We start from the raw sequence: 18,610 nt of genomic DNA, 5'->3' as shown, positions 1-18,610 counted from the left end.
TTATAATATTAACACAAAACAAGAACTTATGTTCCATTAGTAGTTTAAGATTCTTGACTTCTAATTTTAAATCGTTTATTAATTGAACGTTCAAACTGTCGACAGAATCATCAAATTTCATTTGTATAACCCTTAATATGGACGGGGTTATCTACAGAAAACCATAAATTTCTGGCTACGAGTAAATGTTTTACAAAGCAACATTTCTCGTAGCCTTTTTTAATTTGCAAATCATTCTTTTACAATTTAATCTTAGAATTTTTTTTATGTGAAGGGTGGATTTAATTGAAAGAGATTTTATTAAGTTTATTAACAGGAATTATTTTCGGAGTTTATTTAGGGGGAATCTTGTAGATTGTGTTATGAAATTAGTGTAACTTATACTTTTATAGAGAACACATATTTCACATACTTAAACTGTTATTTTTTCGCATTATAGTATATAATATGAAGATAATATGAAAGACAGCAGGTACGGACATACCTTGCGGTCAGTATACAACTAGATCGTCAGAATAGCGGTCTAATTTAAAGAAGTAATCCACTATCTAACTTGTCTGGTCAGGGTGGATTACTTTTTTATTTTATCAATTAAAGTAATCACGAGCATAATTAGAGAAATTGTAAGCACTGAGCTTGCAAAAAAAACTGCTAATTCACTCATATTGTCCACCCCATTTCTATAGGGGATTGACCACCACTAGCCGACCTATATAGTTTCACAATACAAATTATACCATAGTTGTTAATTCAACCTTAAAACTCCAACTATTTAACTAATAGTTGGAGTTTTTTTAATATATGTTATTGAATAAATTGCAATACTTGTTCTGCCGTTTTCTCTCCCTGACCGATACAGTCTGGGATGCCGACCCCTTCATAACCTGCTCCAGTTAAAAAGATACCTGGATATTGTTCAGTACATTGTTTTCTAGCATCACCAATAATTTTTAAATGCTCAACAGGATATTGAGGCATGGAATTATACAATCTAGTCACTTTATGGAAGATGGGAGTCGCTTTAATCCCCATTAAATCATCAATTTCTTGTCGCACTTTTTCAGCAATCTGTTCATCATCAAGCTGTTTCCAAGCTTCTTCTCCAGATCTACCCACATAACAACGTAGTAAGACTTTATCCTTAGGAGCTGTGTGCAGCCATTTGGATGAAGTCCATGTACAAGCGGTTATGAATCTGCCTTCCTTACGAGGAATAACAAATCCTGAACCGTCCAGGTTATGATCAATATCTTTTTTATCAAAAGCCATAATCACATTGGCAACGGAAGCGTACTTAATTTTCTTTAGCTGCTGCACTTGTTCTAGGTCTCTAAAAAGATCCGCTGTCAAATGTGGAGGTATCGCTAAAATGACTACGTTTGATTCTATTATTTCTCCATTAGAAAGTTTAATTTCATATGAGTTCATCTTAGATTTTTTTGAGTCAATTTGTGTAATATTAGTAACAGATTGCTCTGTGATTAAATTTACATCATCTAACTCTTTTACTAGTGCATCTACTAATGTATTCAAGCCTTTCTTATAAGTTAGAAACATACTGTTTTGTGCAATTTTCGGCAATGGTTGCGTAGAAGTTCCATTTGCAGGAGCCTGCTTTCTACTACTTGCCATCCCTAATATCAAACTACGATATTTTTTTTCAATGCCACGAAATTGTGGAAAAGTCGCTTTTAAGCTCAAATCATTTGGATTTCCAGCGTAAATACCTGATAGTAGAGGTTCTGCTATATTTTCTGCTACTTGTTTCCCAAGTCTTCTTGAAAGAAAACCACCTAAGGTTTCATCACTAGAATCCGTTCTACGTGGCAAAATTAAATCCATACCCGCTCTTAATTTACCAGATAAAGAGATTAATCCAGTTTTCATAAAAGGCGTCATCTTTGTAGGAATTCCTAATATTAAACCTGGTGGCATAAGATGAAAGTTACCCTTGTGCAAAATATAGTTTTTCTTTGCTTTAGGATTCGTTGCCGTTAATTGATCTTCAATACCTAGCTCCCGTGAAATTTTAATAATCGGAAATTTACGAGCTAAAAACGAATCAGGTCCTCTTTCAATCACAAATTCATCGCGAAGCCAAGTTTGAATTTTACCACCTAATCTTGGATCTTTTTCAACGATAGATATTTCAACGGGTATCCCCTGTTCAGCAAACTTTTTTTTCACATAAAATGCCGTGCTTAAACCAGTAATTCCACCACCAACAATGGTCACCTTTTTAGGCGTTCTCTCCATTTTGATCAGTCCTTATCTAAATTTGCTATGACTACTTCCGCTACTGTTTCCATATACCTATGGTCTGTATTTAATGACTTTGTTCGCTCTAAGTGCATCCCAAGCTCACGTGCAACCTGCAGACATTCAATATCTATATCATAAAGGATTTCCAAATGATCAGATACAAAACCAATTGGACAAACTAAAACATTTTGTACGTTTTCTTCTTCTTTAATATTTTTTAAAACTTCTAATATATCTGGACCCAGCCAAGGCATTGCTGTTTGACCAGCACTTTGCCAAGCAAATTGCCAATTTGTAATATCAGATTTCTCTGCAATGGCTTTTGAAGTTTCCAATAATTGAGAAGGGTACGGATCTTTCATTTCTAATATTTTTTCAGGCAAACTATGTGCAGTAAATAAAACTCTAACTTCATTTTTATTTACCCCATCAAACTTTTGCAACGCATTGTCTACTCTTTCAGATAAAGCATCAATCAATTTAGAATGTAAATGATAGTTTTTCACAAAATGAATCTCAAGACCCAATTCATTTGCTTTTTCCTGTGCACGTTTAATATAACTTCCAACACTCATTATGGAATAATGAGGAGCTAACACAACACCTACTGCTTTTGTAATCCCATCCTCAACCATTTTTGTTACGCCATTTTCAATATATGGATGAGCATGTTTTAATCCTTGGTAACAAACAAATTCATAAGAAGAATCCTGATGATTTAACGTTTTTTCAATTTCTTCTACTTGACGATCTGTATTTTTTCTTAAAGGGAAAAAACCTCCGACAATAGCCTCATAACGATCTATTAAATCTTGCAATTGTTCTGGTTCAGGAGGTTTTCCTCTACGAATGTGAGTATAATATGCTTCAATCTGATCCATACTTTCAGGTGTTCCGTAAGACATGACTAGGACTCCGACTTTTTGTTTAGTCACCTTACTTCACTTCCCTTCTGCATTTGACTAATGGCTTTATGAGAGTACTCATGAATAAATTCAGTTAATTCTCTCAACTTGTCCAAAGACGCTTCAGGAAAAAGGCCATGACCGAGATTAAAAACAAAACCTGGTTCCTGTATACCTTGATCTATGATTTCCTTTGCATAATCTTGAATGACTTCCATTGGTGCTGTTAGGACAAGAGGATCTAAATTCCCTTGTACAGCATATTGATGGTTTAATCTATTTCGACCTTCTTCAATTGATACACGCCAATCCAAACCAATAACATCAGCTTGCAATTTAGTCAATGAAGGTAATAATTCACCTGAACTTACACCTGGGAAGTAAATTTTAGGTTGATTATATGCTTCTAGTTCTTTAAAAATGCGCTCAATCGTTGGCAAGACAAAGATCTCAAAATCTTTAGGAGATAAAGCACCTACCCAGCTATCAAATAACTGGATTGCTTTAGAGCCTGCTGCAAAATGAGATTTCAAATAGGTAATAATCATATCTCCTAACTTGTCCATAAGCATAAACCAAACTTTAGGCTCACTGTACATCAGTTCTTTTGTACGTATATAGTTTTTTGATGGTCTACCTTCAATAATATAGCTAGCAATTGTAAAAGGGGCTCCAGCAAAAGTAATTAAAGGTTTTGTTAACTCACGATCTAATATTTTTATGGTTTCAATGACATGAGATAAATCCTTTTCCACATCAATCGGCTTTAATTTTAATATATCTTCTTTTGAACGAATTGGATTATCTATGACAGGACCTATATTTTTAACGATATCAAAATCTATGCCAATGGAAGCTACTGGATTCATAATATCCGAATAAAGGATGGCTGCATCTACACCTAGCTTTTTAACTGGCATCATTGTCACTTCTGCTGCCAACTCCGGCTGTTCGCATATTTCTAACAACGAAAACTTCTCTTTAATTTTTCTATATTCAGGGTCATATCTGCCTGCTTGTCTCATGTACCATACAGGTACCGTATCCACCTCTTGTTTAAGACATGCCTTTATAAAAAGATCTTGAATACTCATTATGTAATTCCCTCTTTCCGAAAATATCCTACTCATCATTATGCCCTTTTTTTAAGTTTGCCACAACCGATAAAATTCAACTTTCTCTGACAATAGTTTGACAAAACATTTCAATTGGTGGTTAGGAACATACGTCCAATCAACTGAGATTAATGAACATAAAGTATATTACACAATTAAAAAAATGATAAAGGCGTGAAAAATGAATGAGATTTTTTCAAGAAAGCATTTGCGAATGTTGTGTTTGTCCAATGCAAAACGTTTTGAAGTAATTAATTAATGAAACTGTTTTAATTAAAACCTCTAAAAAAAAGTAAAAAAAGGGGAATGTGCTTGTATCGAGGGTTCGAATAAATTTAAAATAAATGAGATATTATTTATTGCAGTTCCTGCAAATAGTTTTTTTGAAGCATTAGAGTTTGGGTTAAATCGCGATTAACGATGCACTTGCTCCTTCATATTTAGTTGTAAACGTACAATTTACATTTTCAATGAACAGAAGTCCAATCGTCCCACTGAATCAAAACATACAAACAAAAATGAATCCAGTGACTATAGCAAATAATCACTGGATTCATTCAAAGTTCTTTTAGTTTTTTTTATATACTATAAACCTTTCAGAGCCTCATGATTTGCCTCTATTGTTTTTTCAATATCCTCATCTGTATGCGCTAAAGAAACAAACATACCTTCAAATTGAGAAGGAGCAATAGACACTCCTAAATCCAACATATTCCCAAAATACTTAGTGAATTTTTTTAAATCTGAGGAGCTTGCTGTTTCATAATTAGTCACCTTTTGTTCAGTGAAAAATGGACAAACCATGGAACCTACTCTGTTAATCGTACTTTCAATTCCAACTTCTTCTGCATTTTTCAATAAACCAGCTTCTAATTTTGCAGACTTTTCTTCTAATTGCTCATATACTCCTGGTTCACCTAAAAGCTTCAAAGTTGTAAAGCCCGCCACCATTGCTAATGGATTTCCTGATAAAGTACCTGCCTGATAGATGGGGCCTGTTGGTGCCATTTGCTCCATAATTTCTCTCTTTCCACCGTAAGCTCCAACTGGTAACCCACCACCAATTACTTTACCTAAACAAGTTAAATCTGGTGTAACTCCAAATCGACCTTGAGCACAATGTATATCAACACGAAATCCTGTCATTACTTCATCAAAAATTAATACACTGCCATACTGTGTTGTCATTTCACGAAGACCTTCTAAGAATCCCGGTAATGGTGGAACTACTCCCATATTACCTGCAATCGGTTCAACAATGACACCTGCTATATCCTCACCGAATTTTTCAAAAGCAAGTTTTACTGATTCAATATCATTATAAGGTACGGTTAATGTATTCTGTGCAACTGATTCGGGAACACCCGGACTATCAGGTAAACCTAATGTTGCTACGCCTGAACCTGCTTTTATCAATAAAGAATCAGCATGTCCATGATAACACCCTTCAAACTTAAGAATTTTATTGCGACCAGTGTAGCCTCTTGCAAGTCTTAAAGCACTCATTGTAGCTTCTGTTCCTGAATTGACCATCCGAACAATTTCTATGGATGGTACACGTTCACACACAAGCTGAGCCATTTGTGTTTCTATTTCTGTCGGTGCCCCAAAACTTGTTCCTTTTTCAGCGGTAGCTTTAATGGCTTCTATGACTTCTGGATGTGTATGTCCTAAAATCAAGGGACCCCAGGAGCCAATATAGTCAATATATTCATTTCCATCAATATCTATTACTTTTGATCCAGTTGCTTTCTCTATATAAACAGGGGTTAGACCAACTGATTTAAAGGCTCTTACAGGACTATTCACTCCACCAGGTATATGTTGTTTAGCTGATTCAAAAGCTTGCTTGGACTTATGATCGATACGTTTACTCATTTTAACATCTCCACTCTTTTCTACTTCAACTTAATTTCTTGTATGAAGCTTTGATTTAAAAGTATAAGTATTCTTAAGACACATAAAATATATAGAGAATCTAACTTTTCGGCAACGATTACATAAAATGGAGGTTTTTATGCGCTGGGTGATTTCTTTTATTTTTTTACTTTTTGCTATATTAATGCTAAGTAAAGGTTTTAGTCTACAGTCAATGATTGAAGCAAGTATTGATAGCGATGGAATTGGTGTTTATTTTATGGGGTTTGTGATTAAAGAAAGTGCTCCTATCAATCATATCTCAATTTATGCGGCGATTTTTTTTATAGGGTGCTTCATGTTCTTTGTTTTCTCTTTAATCATCGCAATCAATGCTTTGTTGTCATCTGAAAGATTGAAATAACCACCCACTTGTGGATGGTTAAATTTCAATCTTATACTAGGGTAACCATTTTGCTACATCTTTTGCAAAATACGTTAGAATCATATCCGCTCCCGCACGTTTGAAGCTAACTAACAACTCCATCACGACTGCCTTTTCATCAATCCATCCTTTTTCTGCTGCCGCTTTAATCATGGAATATTCAGCACTGACATTGTACGCAGCGATTGGTAGATCAAAATTTTGCTTAAGAGACAGAATGATATCCATATAAGCCATTCCTGGCTTCACCATTAATATATCTGCACCTTCAATAACATCAGATTCTGCTTCACGAATCCCTTCTCTTACATTTGCAGGGTCCATTTGATACGTTTTACGATCCCCGAATTGTGGTGAAGAATGTGCTGCATCTCGAAAAGGTCCATAAAATGCAGACGAATATTTCACTGCATAAGACATGATCGGGATATGTTCAAAACCTGCCTCGTCTAACCCTGATCGAATAGCAGCTACAAATCCATCCATCATATTAGATGGAGCAATCACATCTGCACCTGCCTTAGCTTGTGATACTGCTGTTTTCACTAAGAGTTCAAGAGAGGAATCATTTTCAATCACGGCATCATTCCCATTTTTCGCTTTATTCACAATTCCACAATGACCATGATCCATAAACTGGCATAGACAAGTATCTGCCATCACCAGCAAGTTTGGATTCGTTTGTTTAACTAGACGCGTAGCTCTCTGAACAATTCCCTGTTCATCATAAGCTTGTGTTCCCACATCATCTTTATCATCTGGCACACCAAATAATATAATCGATTGGATGCCTAATTCCGATATTTCAGCTATTTCTGCTTCTAATTGATCTAATGAAAAATGATAAACACCTGGCATGGAAGGAATTTCATTTTTAATCCCTATTCCTTCTGTCACAAATAGCGGGTATATTAAATCATGAACTGTGACTTGATTTTCTCTTACTAAATTACGTATGGCTTGATTGTTTCTTAATCTTCTATGTCGACTTGTTGGAAATGCCACTTTTATTTCCTCCCTCAGCTGCAGATTTTAAATTTCTTTGATTGCTTCGATCAATGATTCGATTGTTGCTTCTTCTGCTACTTTTGTTACATTTAACCCATACTCCTGTGCAGTTTGAGCTGTGATTGGACCAATACATACTATGGTTACACCATTTAAATATTGTTTCGCGTCAAGCCCTTCTCTAGTTAGAATATCTACTAAATTTCGAACTGTAGATGAACTTGTAAATGTAATCACATTCAATCGATTTTTATTAATATAGGTTAATACTTCCTCAAGTCCATGATCACTAATCACGTTCTCATATACATCTACTTCTGTTACATTTAATCCTAATTCGTTCAGTTTTTTCGGTAAATATTCACGTGCAATATCTGCTCTTGGCAGTAATACATTTTGATTTTTTTCTAATTCGGGTAAAATTCCTTCCAACAATCCCTCTCCTTGGAATTGTTTGGGGATAGAGGTAACAACCAATCCTCGTTCTTCAAGTGCACCTGCAGTTTTTGGACCTACAGCTGCAATACGAGCATGCTGCATAGTTCGAATATCAATTCGCAAGTCCCTTAATCTTTTAAAGAAATAATCTACTCCATTCACACTAGTGAATACAACCCAATGATATTGCTCTAATTGTTGCAATGCTTGATCTAATTTATTCAATGTTTGTTCATCTTCTGGCTGCTTTAATTCAATAACAGGGAATTCAACGGCTTCTCCCCCTAAATCATCAATTTGATCAGCCAACTCACTAGCTTGAGCACGAGCTCTAGTCACTAGCACCCTTTTTCCGAATAAAGGTTTGTTTTCAAACCATTTCAGCTTTTCTCTCAGTTTTACAACTTCGCCAACTAAAATGACCGCAGGGGGTTTAAAGTTTTCTTGTTCAACTTGCTCTGCTATCGTTTCTAACGTACCGACTAATGTTTTTTGTTCCACTCTTGTTCCCCATCGGATTAAGGCAACAGGTGTTTGTGGGGACTTTCCATATTTAATTAACTGATCACGTATGTGTCGAATTTTAGTTATACCCATTAAAAAAAGAATCGTTTTCGTTGCTGTTGAAATCTCTTCCCAATTAATCGTAGAATCCTTTTTCTCTGGTCGTTCATGTCCTGTTACAACTGCAAAGGACGAATTAAAATCACGATGTGTAATCGGAATTCCAGCGTAAGCAGGAGCTGCTATCGCAGAAGTAATCCCTGGCACAATTTCAAATTCAATCCCATGATCAACCAGCAATGAGGCTTCTTCTCCCACTCGACCGAATATATTGGGATCTCCACCTTTTAAACGAGTCACAACCTTTCCTTCTAAAGCTAAATCTACTAAAAGGCGGTTGATTGCATCCTGATCCATCGTATGTAGATTTGGCAGTTTACCAGCATATATTTTTTCGGCTCCAGGTTTTGCATAAGTAAGCAACCTTGGACTAGCTAATCTGTCATACACAATGGCATCTGCCTTTTTGATAGATTCCAGCCCTTTTACGGTAATCAACTTCGGATCCCCTGGTCCTGCACCAACTAAATATACTTTCCCCTTTGTCAATGATCTCCCCTCACTTCCTCTAATATCCGATTAGCTCCCCGATCAATTAATGTTTGTGCTAATTGAACACCTAATTGCTCTGGATCTCTCCCAACGATTTTGTCTTTAATCACGTTCTGCCCATCTGGAGAACCAACCAAACCATTTAATAATATGTCATCATTTTGCTCAACATTCTCTAAAATCGCATAAGCAGCTACAGGAATTTGACAGCTTCCATCTAATGTTGCTAAAAACGCACGTTCAGCTCGAACCGTTTTCGCAGTTTTATCATCGTTATAGTAAGACAATAACTTCAGTATAAATTCATCATCATTTCTACACTCTATTCCTAGCGCCCCTTGACCAACGGCAGGAATACAAAGATCCGTTGATAGAAATTCAGTTATTTTGTCCTGCCAACCTACTCGATTTAACCCAGCTGTTGCAAGCACAATGGCATCATATTCACCTTCATTTAGTTTGTTAATTCTTGTTCCGATATTCCCGCGAATAAACTTGATTTCAAAATCAGAACGGAAGTTTTTAATTTGACTTGCTCGTCTCAAGCTGCTTGTTCCAATAACAGCTCCTTTAGGTAGTTCTGACAAAGGAGTATGATCACGCGTTACAATGCAATCTCTAACATCCTCACGTTTTGAAACTGCCCCTATTGTTAATCCTTCTGGAAGCTCAGACGGCATATCCTTCATACTATGTACAGCAATATCAATCTCTTTATCCAACATCGCTTGTTCAATTTCTTTTACAAAAAGGCCTTTCCCACCTACTTTAGAAAGGGTAACATCTAAAATTTTATCACCCTTCGTTACTATTTTCTTCACTTCAAATTGTGCTTTTATATTGTGAGTTTGGCATATTTTGTTCAGTGCGTCGATTACATGATTTGTTTGTGTCAATGCCAATTGGCTTTGTCTTGATCCTACTATGATTGTTCTCATGGTTAATCTCCTTCATCCTTATCCTCTAAATAACGTTCTATCCATTTTTTTTCATATATAAATTCAGGATCTTCTAATCTTGCAAAAAGGCTCTTTCGAAAACTTTGAAACTTCCCTGTACGTATAAAACCTATAATATCTATTTTCAGAATGTCTTTTGAAATAGCTTGCCTTTGTTTTGTATCCTCAACCGCTTTTTTTATAAAAGCTCGAAAATCACTTAAAAAGTCCAGGTATAATTCATATTCTTCTCCATACAAGAACTCCAACTCATTTTTAATCTTTTTTGTAACTGAAGGACTTGCACCAGAGGTTGAAATCGCAATATGTAATTTCCCTCTTCTCATTGTCGCAGGAAAAATGAAATCGCTGCATTCTGGACAATCCACTACGCTTACTAGTATTCTTCTTCTTTTGGCATCCTCATAAACCTGTAAATTCACTTTCCTTTGATCTGTTGCTGCGATGACAACAAAAGCAGAGCCTAATTCAGTTAATTGATATTTCTTATATGAAACTCGAAGAATTCCTTCTTTCTCCCAACGTTTAATTTGAGCTGTCACAATTGGACTGATGACTGTAATATTAGCCTTTGCATCCATTAGTGACTTGATTTTTCGTTCAGCAACTTGACCTCCGCCTACCACTACGCATTCCTTGTCCTTCACATTCATCATAATGGGCATTATAGCTTCCATAGTTCTCACATCCAAATCCACATATGAAAATCAGACAAATAATTCGATATAATAAAATTAATCAACAAAATAATAAAAGCAATGATATTCCAAAATGCTAAATTATTACCTGGTGAATGAATCTTTAACTTTTTAATTAAATAAAATATATAAGCTCCTAATACCAGAAATGAATTAAGCACCTTTAAATCTAATAAATACGATAAGTGGTCCGTCAGTATCATCCAAATTAAGATTAAAATAATAGATACTAACAACAAAGGAAGCCCTATAATTACTGTAAAGAAAGCAAAACGATCTATCTTTTCAAGACTAGGAAGCTTTTTCAAATAATTAAACCATTTCTTTTCTTTCAACATACGAAAGAGTATTAAATATAAACATGACAAAATAAATGAAACTAAAAAAAAAGCATAGCTGCTCATGGCAAGTGTGATATGAATAAATAACAACTCATCGTGGATCGCCCAATTTTGCAATGTAGGCAATGCAGACGAATCACTGAAGAAGCTAATCACCATAATGGTAAAAGCAGCAACATTCACTGCGAATACAAATAACTCGTGCTTTAAGATAATATTAAGCATTAATGAAATCGTTACAACAATCCAAGAGAAAAAAAATAAAGTATCAAACATCGTTAAAATAGGAAAATAAGAGTGCTCCAACATCCTTAATATAAAAAAATTGGATTGTAAAATCCAAACGATAATAAGTAACCCTGTACCTATCCATTTTGCTCTCCGATTTTTATGAATAGTATCAGAGAATGAAAATAATAGGCTCAGGGTATATAAATAAATAATAATATCATATATAAATGTTTTTGATCCCATGGCAGCCTCCTAGATTCATTTTAGTCTAAGAACGCGCTGCTAATTTATGTGTTTGTATAAGCAAACGGTTTGCTCTTTCTTCAGCCGCTTTCTGTTTTTTCTTTTCCAGATGCTCCAACTTTACAATTTCTTTGTTTTCTTCCAATCTCTCTTCTAAGGCAAAGAGGTGAGAGAATAATTGAATAGCAGCATCCCCTTTACGATCTCCAGCCATCTCTTTGATTCGTTGTATAGGATCATGAAGCACTTGATTTGCGATGCTTTTGGATAATTTACGAATGACTTTAATTTCACGTTCATCTAAATCAGGTAATTTGTTTAACAGACTTTCCATGGTTTCAGCGTGAATCTCTGCGGCTTTCTCCTGAAGCGCTTGAATAACTGGTCCAAGCCCTAACGTATTGTACCAATTTTCAAAAACCAATAATTCCTGACTAATCATTTTTTCTATTTTAGCTGCTTCATTTTTTCTTTGTTCCAAATTATTTTGAACAATGCCTTCCAAATCATCTATGTCGTATAAAAAGACATTTGGAATTTCCATAATCTTTGGATCTAAGTCACGAGGAACAGCAATATCAATCATAAATAATGGACTTGAAGATTTTCTTGCTTTCATCAAACCTTCAACTTGCTCACGTGTTAAAATTAATTCAGATGAGCCAGTTGAACTAATAATAATATTTGTTTCAGATATATATTTATGAAAGTCATCAAACGAACAAGCAATGCCATTAAACTGATCGGCTAATTTCTTTGCTTTTGATATGGTCCGATTAACAACAATTACTTTTTTTGTCCCATTGGCATGAAGGTGTTTGACCGTCAATTCGCTCATTTTTCCTGCACCGATAATCATGACCGTTTTATTATTGAAATCTCCGAAGATTTGTTTACCTAGTTCAACTGCTGCATAACTGACAGAGACAGCATTCTCACCGATAGTGGTTTCAGAGTGAGCTTTTTTAGCCATTGTAATTCCTTGTTTAAATAAATGATTAAACAAAGTACCCGTTGTTTTTTCCGATTGTGCTAATAAAAAGGCATCACGAACTTGTCCTAAAATCTGGGTCTCACCTATAATCATAGAATCTAATCCACTTGAGACTTTAAATAAATGCTCAATAGCCTCTTCGTCTTCGTAAACGTATAAATGTTTAGCAAACTCTTCTCGAGAAACTCCAAACCAGTCTTGCATAAAACTTCTAATATAATGCCCGCACAAATGTAAACGATCTACTACAGCATAAATCTCTGTCCGATTGCAAGTTGCTACCATAACACATTCCAGTATACTCTTCGTATTTTTCAACATTCTTAAAGCAACAGGTGTTTGTTCTTCAGATATTGAAAACTTTTCTCTGATCTCTACTGGGGCTGTACGATAGTTTAATCCAACTACTACAATGTGCATGTGCTCACCTGCTTTCCTAATTGATTACATAACTCCAACTATTATAACATATTTAGACAATGCTTATCTTCAAAAAAAATTTTAAAATTGAACAAATTAAAACAAATGGGAATACCCACAAAAGTGAACATAACGCTTAGATGGAAAATTAGAATACTTTTGCGGGGCCCTCAATTTAAAAGTCTAAAAGTCCTTCCCAAAAAGTGAAAAATATGTTTCAAAGATTAGGTCTGTTACTTTTTCGGGGCATCGACGAGTTTTCTATATTATGACCATAATTCGTTTACTCTAACAATATTTTTCTTAAATATCCTGATACTGCTTCATCTAACTGAATTAGTTTTTCATTTTGTGAAGCAATGATCTTCCCATCTTCTGAAAGCATACCTTCATAAACCTGTGTGATTTCTACAAATGCTTTGCTTATTTCTTGAAAAACCGCTGCTTCTTCTGGTTTTAATGATCGATCCCCTCCAAGTTGCAAACGGATAATATACTGCATAATTTCTAAAAAGCTATGTATATTCGTCAGCTTAGTCTCACCATATGCAAGCACTAAATGTTGGTGCGTATAATCAGCTGTATATGCAAATTGTTTTAAGGCATTAAGCTGTTCTGTATTATTAGCATTCATGGAGTCTGATATTAAATTGTTCAACAATTCTATTTGAAATAAAGAAACTTGATACAACATAATATTGCTGTCTTTTTCACTTTTTTTTGTAAAATACAAATCCACTAATTGATATACAGGCCATGCAAACAAAATAACAAAAATCATAAAAATCAACACTTGTCTATTTCGCATTTCTCTCTTCAACTCCCATTTCTGAGTTCCCAAAAGTTAAGACCCAATATAAGTTCTCTTTGTTATGGGTCCCGAAAAAGTAATCGTCAACTAAAGTCACTCCACTTCCATGTGGAGTACTTCGACACCAGTTCAGGTTTACATCTAAAAGCAGATACTTCCTGTGTCCAACGATGCACCTTAACATCCTGTTTTCTGAACTAGGCAATTTAGATTTCTCTTCACTTTTTTGGGTTATACAACATTTTTTAAACCTAATTGCTCTTCGTGATGGGAAAGGGACTTTTAAAACAACCTCTATATAGTTATGTTTATGGGGGTTGGGCAAAACAAATAACCATGGAATTCATCCATGGTTATTATTCAATGATTTTTATTTCATTAACTTAACAAGTTGTTGCTTCCATATTTTTTATGTTTGGAGATTCTACACCTAATTCTCCCAAACCTCGAATTATTTTTTTAGAGTGTACCCGTTCAGGATTTAGTTTTGAGACTAGATAGTTGATCGCTTTCTCTGGATCAACTGTCACTCCACAAGTATAACAATCAATAGCTGCAAATTGTTTTTCAGGATACGTGTGTATAGAGATATGACTCTCTGACAACATGACTAAAATTGTAACTCCTTGAGGATCAAATTGTTGTTCCTGTACTGATAAGACAGTTGCACCACATACTTCAGCCGCTTGTACCATATGCTCTTTTAAAAAGTTAATATCGTTTAATAAATCAATATCTACTCCCCAAGTATCAATAACAACGTGTCTTCCGAAAGTTGAGTATTCCATCTTCCGGTCCTCCTTCCTAGGAATAAAATGTTTTGAATTTCATCCGCTAGGACCTACGTCATTCACTTCCCGAGGGTAATTACTCCCATCGTATTCAATGTCTGAGTGAATCCTGGTTCCTAATTTGAGAATTTCAACGAATCTAAAAATAACATCTATTGGGCAGAAAAGCAATACTTTTTTTAAAAATTAAATACAAATGAAAAAAATTAACAATATGAAGCGCATTAATTACCTTTTACACCCATTCATGAAAAGCTTCACAGCAAAATCAACTCTTTGGTTCAAATGATCTTTTGTGAAACTTTTTGTAAATAAAATATCCATCTTGTAATTTTCAAGCATGCCTACAAATGCTTTTGCATGTAATTTAGATTCGTTTATAGATTCACTCTCCATCACATTTGTAACAAGATTTACATAATTCTCAATATGATGAAACATGACTTCCATAAATTCAGGATCATTATTCAACCCTTGAAAAAAAATTCTTGTATGATTTCTCATGTTATAAAAGTAAGATAAGTGATGGTCTGCAATTTTATTTAACTTCTCTGCAAAAGAACTTGACCTTGTCAATTCGTTAGATAATCCATCAAGGAATTCATCGAAATTTCTTCTTGTCATTTCTTTAAATAGCTCTTCTTTGCTTGAGAAATATAAATATACCGTACCTTTAGCAACACCTGCGTGCTCCGCAATCTCAGCAATTTTTGTTTCATAAAACCCTTTTGTTGAGAATAAATAAAATGCTGAATCCAAAATTATATCATGTTTTTGTTCTGAAGTTGAAGTCATAAAATCACCATTAAATATATTATAATTATAAATTCTTATGTTATAACAAAGGGCTGTGACTACTGCCGTTAGTTTATAATATACCATACCAACAAGTATAAAAGATATTTATACTATAATTTAGATATACATTATCAAATTCTACCATCTTGTTCTCTTTTAAAGGTACGGTAAAACGACAATTCATAAATTACAGGTAGAAAAACTAAAGTGAGAAACGTAGATGTGGTTAATCCACCTATTACTACTACAGCTAACCCTCTTGAAATTAATCCTCCTTCAGGTGTTGCAAATGCTAATGGAAGTAATGCTGCTATAGTAGCAAAAGCAGTCATTAATATAGGACGAATCCGTGTTTTACCCGCATCAATTACTGAATCACGAATAGATAAACCATTTTTGCGGTTTTGATTAATACGATCAACCAACACAATTGCATTTGTTACAACAATTCCAACTAACATGAGAAAACCAATCATGGCACTCATGGATAACGGCTCCTTCACTAACACCAATCCAACAATTGCACCGATTGGAATAAAAAGAATGGAGGTTAATATCACGAATGGGAGTCTTGCTTTTCCAAAAAACACAAGCATGGTTATATAAACTAATCCAATAGCAATCACAATGGCAACAAGTATGTCTATTAGGACCTCTACTGTTTCATCATTACCGCCACCAACTTTTACAGTAACTCCATCTGGAAAATCCATCTCCTGGATCACTTTTTTAACTTCTTGAGTCACAGTTGCAATATTGTTTGCTGTAGCTAAAGCTGTGACTTTAGCATATATTTGTTCATCCAGTTTTTGGATTGAAGTCACCACCTCTTGAACCTCTATCTCAGCAATTTCTTTTAATTGAACAGGTCCCACCTGCGAAAAAAAAGTAATGTTCTGTAGCTCTTCAATTCCTGTAAGCAATTGATTATATTCAATTTTTATATCCTGTTCTATTCCATCCAATTTATAACTCCCTACTTCAGCAGTTCCGGTTTGATCACTTATTGCTCCTAAGATCATAAAAGAGGATAAACCATATTCATCTAATTTATTAACATTTAATTTTATAGATACTTGATTTTGCTTTTCGCTCATATTATTTTTTACATATTTCAAGTCTGATCGGTTCAACAACATTTCTTCAACTTGCTTTGATGCTTTCAATAATTGATTTTGATTAATAGAAAACAAATCAACATCTACATTATTTTGTGTAGGAGGTCCACCAGATTGTAGTTCTTGTACACTGATCGTAGCTTCCTCATTTTTTTTCAAAACTATGGACTCCATTATTTCTTTTATGTCCTGTATAGACTTATCTACATCCATCTCTTCTTCAAGCTCAATAAAATATTGTGCACGATTTACTAAACTTGTTGATGTCATATAATCATAATTCCCTATCGATACAAATACACTAGGATATTTTTCTTTATGATTTAAAAGTTCTTTTTCAACAGCTAATGATATTTCATCTGTACTTTCTATTACATTAGATGTTGGGAGGGTGACTTCAGCAACTAACATTTTTTCTTTCTCATTAGGTAAAAAAACAAATCCGAGTGTTGGTACAAATAATAAAGAAGAAATTAATAATAATAAAGACAGGGAAATGACAATTACCTTCTTATTTAATAAATAATGTAGTGATCTACCATACCATCGAACATAAAAAGGCTCATTTTTATGTTCTTTTAATGTTACGAAGGAAAATCTAGCTAACACTGGAATTAAGGTAATCGCTACGACTAAGGAGGCCAATAAAGAGACTACGACAGCAACTGCAAATGGCATAAAGAAAGCACCGGTAATTCCTCCTACTAATCCTAAAGGCATAAAAACAACAATAGACGCCAAAGTAGAGGAGATAATTGGATTGATCATTTCCCTAGTTCCTGAAATAGTTAAATGGAAACGATCCTTTTCTGGTTCCATTCGTATCTTTCTGTAGATGTTTTCTATTACAATAATACTGTCATCTACTACTCTACCTACAGCCACTGCCAAACCTGCTAAACTCATAGTATTTAATGTGTAATTAAACCATTTTAAAAATATGATTCCCACTAATAGAGATAAAGGGATGGATACAACCGCAATGATCGTTGCTCTTATATTTCGTAAAAATATAAGAACAGCAATGGATGCAAAAATAGCACCCCAAATTCCTTTATTCACCAATTCCGATATGGATGACTGTATTTCATCAGATTGATCAAATACAACAGCATAATTTATCTTGTCTTCATAACGCTGTAAAACCTCATAAAATTGTTCTGCTACTTCAACTGTATTTGCATCTTGCTTTTTATTAATAAGAAGAGAAACACTGTTTTGTAAATTGTATCTTGAGATTTCATTTTGCTGCACCACTTCTTCTAATTCAGCAATTTCACTTAGTGGAATCAACTCATTCGTAATGGGTGAAGAAATAAGCAAATTATTCAAATCATTCTTGGTTTCAAGCTTCTGATCAACACGAACAGGCACTATAACAGCATCATTCTGAATTGTACCAGCTGGAAAAGATAAAAATGAAGTTTGTATTTCTTCTTTAATTTGTTGCAAGCCAATGCCCTGTGCACTAGCTAATTGTTTATCTACAACAATTCCTAGATACTCCTGAGGTACTGATGATAATGCAACACTATTAATGCCATTGATCTTTAGAAGCTCTGTTCTTAAAACGTTTAAAGCCCAGTCTGAAATATCTTCGTTCTGTTTTGGAAACAATGCTAAATTAACCACTGGAAGTGAACCGAATGAAAAAAGATCCACATTTGTAGTTGTCCCTTCAGGAAGTTGAGTGTTTGATATCTTTTCATTAACATTTTTAATCACTATTTCCATATCTGTATCGATAGGAAATGTTAATTGGATTCTTGATACACTCTCCATAGACTGACTAGTCATCTGCTCTAAACCTGTTAATGAACTTAACTGTGTCTCTAATACACTCGTTACATATGTATTTACATCTTGAGAAGAAGCTCCAGGATATACTGTTGTCACTGATAATTCAGGAAATTCAATATCTGGCAGCAAATCTGATTTTAATGTAAAAAATGAAAAAATGCCGCCACCAATAAGTAAAATACAAATAATGAGTATTGCAAATGGATTTTTCAAGCTAAAGCTTGTTAAGAAATTCATGACATTTCTCCTTTATCATTATT

General features: G+C 34.4%; 16 protein-coding genes and 1 riboswitch. Of the genes, 1 reads left to right on the top strand and 15 read right to left on the bottom strand.

Going from position 1 to position 18,610, the window contains the following annotated elements; all coding sequences use genetic code 11:
* Positions 1–101: 101 nt before the first annotated feature.
* Positions 102–198: riboswitch (purine riboswitch) on the top strand.
* Between the two features lie 606 nt (positions 199–804).
* The 4 genes from hemG to hemL form a co-directional block, all read right to left on the bottom strand.
* Positions 805–2,256, bottom strand: coding sequence for a protoporphyrinogen oxidase (hemG, locus tag Q5Y73_RS01150; RefSeq protein WP_305990013.1), 1,452 nt, complete (start codon positions 2,254–2,256; stop codon positions 805–807).
* 5 nt (positions 2,257–2,261) lie between these two features.
* The gene (hemH, locus tag Q5Y73_RS01145; RefSeq protein ID WP_305990012.1) at positions 2,262–3,197 is read right to left on the bottom strand and encodes a ferrochelatase; all 936 of its coding nucleotides are present in this window, start codon (positions 3,195–3,197) and stop codon (positions 2,262–2,264) included.
* Positions 3,194–4,261, bottom strand: a complete 1,068-nt coding sequence (gene hemE / locus Q5Y73_RS01140; RefSeq protein WP_305990011.1) for a uroporphyrinogen decarboxylase — start codon at positions 4,259–4,261, stop codon at positions 3,194–3,196. The genes hemH and hemE overlap by 4 nt, the downstream gene beginning before the upstream one ends.
* A gap of 606 nt (positions 4,262–4,867) precedes the next feature.
* Entirely contained in the window at positions 4,868–6,160 is a 1,293-nt protein-coding gene (gene hemL / locus Q5Y73_RS01135; protein ID WP_305990010.1) for a glutamate-1-semialdehyde 2,1-aminomutase, read from the bottom strand.
* A gap of 139 nt (positions 6,161–6,299) precedes the next feature.
* On the opposite strand from hemL, the gene Q5Y73_RS01130 reads away from it, so the two are divergent.
* Positions 6,300–6,563 carry a hypothetical protein gene (locus tag Q5Y73_RS01130; protein WP_305990009.1) on the top strand — a complete coding sequence of 88 codons (264 nt, stop codon included), beginning with the start codon at positions 6,300–6,302 and terminating at the stop codon, positions 6,561–6,563.
* A gap of 36 nt (positions 6,564–6,599) precedes the next feature.
* Here Q5Y73_RS01130 and hemB read toward each other — a convergent pair whose 3' ends face one another.
* From hemB to Q5Y73_RS01075, 11 genes are all read right to left on the bottom strand, one after another.
* The gene (gene hemB / locus Q5Y73_RS01125) at positions 6,600–7,589 is read right to left on the bottom strand and encodes a porphobilinogen synthase (RefSeq protein ID WP_305990008.1); all 990 of its coding nucleotides are present in this window, start codon (positions 7,587–7,589) and stop codon (positions 6,600–6,602) included.
* Positions 7,590–7,616: 27 nt separating this feature from the next.
* Positions 7,617–9,143, bottom strand: a complete 1,527-nt coding sequence (cobA, locus tag Q5Y73_RS01120; protein WP_305990007.1) for a uroporphyrinogen-III C-methyltransferase — start codon at positions 9,141–9,143, stop codon at positions 7,617–7,619.
* Positions 9,140–10,084 carry a hydroxymethylbilane synthase gene (gene hemC, locus Q5Y73_RS01115; protein WP_305990006.1) on the bottom strand — a complete coding sequence of 315 codons (945 nt, stop codon included), beginning with the start codon at positions 10,082–10,084 and terminating at the stop codon, positions 9,140–9,142. Before hemC ends, cobA begins: the two co-directional genes overlap by 4 nt.
* A 2-nt stretch (positions 10,085–10,086) precedes the next feature.
* Entirely contained in the window at positions 10,087–10,782 is a 696-nt protein-coding gene (locus tag Q5Y73_RS01110) for a precorrin-2 dehydrogenase/sirohydrochlorin ferrochelatase family protein (RefSeq protein WP_305990005.1), read from the bottom strand.
* Between the two features lie 5 nt (positions 10,783–10,787).
* The gene (gene ccsA / locus Q5Y73_RS01105) at positions 10,788–11,618 is read right to left on the bottom strand and encodes a cytochrome c biogenesis protein CcsA (RefSeq protein WP_305990004.1); all 831 of its coding nucleotides are present in this window, start codon (positions 11,616–11,618) and stop codon (positions 10,788–10,790) included.
* A 25-nt stretch (positions 11,619–11,643) separates the two neighbouring features.
* On the bottom strand, positions 11,644–13,032 hold the full coding sequence (gene hemA, locus Q5Y73_RS01100; RefSeq protein WP_305990003.1) for a glutamyl-tRNA reductase: 1,389 nt from the start codon (positions 13,030–13,032) through the stop codon (positions 11,644–11,646).
* A 283-nt stretch (positions 13,033–13,315) separates the two neighbouring features.
* Complete coding sequence (locus Q5Y73_RS01095) at positions 13,316–13,840, bottom strand: hypothetical protein (RefSeq protein ID WP_305990002.1); 525 nt, start codon at positions 13,838–13,840, stop codon at positions 13,316–13,318.
* Positions 13,830–14,048, bottom strand: coding sequence for a hypothetical protein (locus tag Q5Y73_RS01090; RefSeq protein WP_305990001.1), 219 nt, complete (start codon positions 14,046–14,048; stop codon positions 13,830–13,832). The genes Q5Y73_RS01095 and Q5Y73_RS01090 overlap by 11 nt, the downstream gene beginning before the upstream one ends.
* Before the next feature lie 178 nt (positions 14,049–14,226).
* Positions 14,227–14,631 carry an adenosylmethionine decarboxylase gene (gene speD, locus Q5Y73_RS01085; RefSeq protein WP_305990000.1) on the bottom strand — a complete coding sequence of 135 codons (405 nt, stop codon included), beginning with the start codon at positions 14,629–14,631 and terminating at the stop codon, positions 14,227–14,229.
* Positions 14,632–14,862: 231 nt separating this feature from the next.
* A complete protein-coding gene (locus tag Q5Y73_RS01080) occupies positions 14,863–15,429 on the bottom strand; it encodes a TetR/AcrR family transcriptional regulator (RefSeq protein ID WP_305989999.1) in 567 nt (188 codons plus the stop codon).
* A 134-nt stretch (positions 15,430–15,563) separates the two neighbouring features.
* Positions 15,564–18,587 carry an efflux RND transporter permease subunit gene (locus tag Q5Y73_RS01075; protein ID WP_305989998.1) on the bottom strand — a complete coding sequence of 1,008 codons (3,024 nt, stop codon included), beginning with the start codon at positions 18,585–18,587 and terminating at the stop codon, positions 15,564–15,566.
* Between the last annotated feature and the right edge of the window lie 23 nt (positions 18,588–18,610).

Origin of the sequence: Chengkuizengella axinellae, assembly GCF_030730905.1 — a bacterium.
GTDB classification, from domain to species: Bacteria; Bacillota; Bacilli; order Paenibacillales; family KCTC-33759; genus Chengkuizengella; species Chengkuizengella axinellae.
Note: the sequence above shows the minus strand (reverse complement) of the source record. Positions and strands in the feature narration are given on the sequence as shown.

Coding starts and splice junctions, on each gene's coding strand:
- hemL (WP_305990010.1), bottom strand. CDS start 6,160: ATGAGTAAACGTATCGATCATAAGTCCAAGCAAGCTTTTGAATCAGCT.
- speD (WP_305990000.1), bottom strand. CDS start 14,631: ATGGAATACTCAACTTTCGGAAGACACGTTGTTATTGATACTTGGGGA.
- Q5Y73_RS01110 (WP_305990005.1), bottom strand. CDS start 10,782: ATGGAAGCTATAATGCCCATTATGATGAATGTGAAGGACAAGGAATGC.
- hemC (WP_305990006.1), bottom strand. CDS start 10,084: ATGAGAACAATCATAGTAGGATCAAGACAAAGCCAATTGGCATTGACA.
- Q5Y73_RS01075 (WP_305989998.1), bottom strand. CDS start 18,587: ATGAATTTCTTAACAAGCTTTAGCTTGAAAAATCCATTTGCAATACTC.
- hemA (WP_305990003.1), bottom strand. CDS start 13,032: ATGCACATTGTAGTAGTTGGATTAAACTATCGTACAGCCCCAGTAGAG.
- ccsA (WP_305990004.1), bottom strand. CDS start 11,618: ATGGGATCAAAAACATTTATATATGATATTATTATTTATTTATATACC.
- Q5Y73_RS01080 (WP_305989999.1), bottom strand. CDS start 15,429: ATGACTTCAACTTCAGAACAAAAACATGATATAATTTTGGATTCAGCA.
- Q5Y73_RS01095 (WP_305990002.1), bottom strand. CDS start 13,840: ATGCGAAATAGACAAGTGTTGATTTTTATGATTTTTGTTATTTTGTTT.
- Q5Y73_RS01130 (WP_305990009.1), top strand. CDS start 6,300: ATGCGCTGGGTGATTTCTTTTATTTTTTTACTTTTTGCTATATTAATG.
- hemE (WP_305990011.1), bottom strand. CDS start 4,261: ATGAGTATTCAAGATCTTTTTATAAAGGCATGTCTTAAACAAGAGGTG.
- hemG (WP_305990013.1), bottom strand. CDS start 2,256: ATGGAGAGAACGCCTAAAAAGGTGACCATTGTTGGTGGTGGAATTACT.